This window comes from Arthrobacter sp. Y3223164, from assembly GCF_059091005.1.
Map to the genome: position 1 here is coordinate 1 of NZ_JBNHGF010000738.1, position 711 is coordinate 711.

Genomic DNA, 711 nt, shown 5'->3' on the forward strand with positions numbered 1-711 from the left:
TGACGGGTCAGACCAAGCACCCCATGCTTGGCTGCAGTATAAGCCGGGCGCAACGGCTCCGCCCCGGGCGAGGGCGCCCTGAGTGTGCTGGCCACCCGGGGACTGGACAACCTGGACGACTACTACGCCAAGTACCTGCCGGCCCTGGTGACCTGCGCCACCGTACCCCTGCTGGTGGGGCTGCGGATCCTGGCCGCGGACTGGGTGAGCGCGCTGATCGTGGTGCTCACGCTGCCGCTGGTGCCGGTCTTCATGGTCCTGATCGGCAAGCACACCGAAGACCGGACGAAACAGGCGGCCGCCGCCTTGGACCGCCTGTCCGACCACCTGCTGGAACTGGCCCGGGGACTGCCGGTCCTGGTCGGCCTGGGCCGGGCCGCCGCGCAGACCAGGGCCCTGGCCGATGTCGCCCGCGCCTACCGGGAAAGGACCCTGGCCACGCTGCGGGTCGCCTTCCTGTCCTCGCTGGCACTGGAACTGATCGCCACCATTTCCGTGGCCGTGGTGGCGGTGTTCGTGGGCATCCGGCTGGTTTACGGCGGAATGGAACTGGAAGCCGGGCTGCTGGCCCTGATCCTGGCTCCGGAGTGTTTCCAACCGCTGCGCGACCTCGGCTCGGCGCACCACGCGAGCGAAGACGGTCTGGAAGCCCTCGAGCGCAGCAAGGCCGTGTTGGACGCGCCGGCGGGCCGGCCGCTGGTCGCCGCTCCG

Annotated in this window: 1 pseudogene; it reads left to right on the plus strand. The window is 70.5% G+C overall.

Features of this window, described 5'->3' with window-relative positions:
- Positions 1-48: 48 nt before the first annotated feature.
- Positions 49-711: pseudogene (locus AC5RUJ_RS17715) on the plus strand (ABC transporter transmembrane domain-containing protein); the annotation flags it as partial.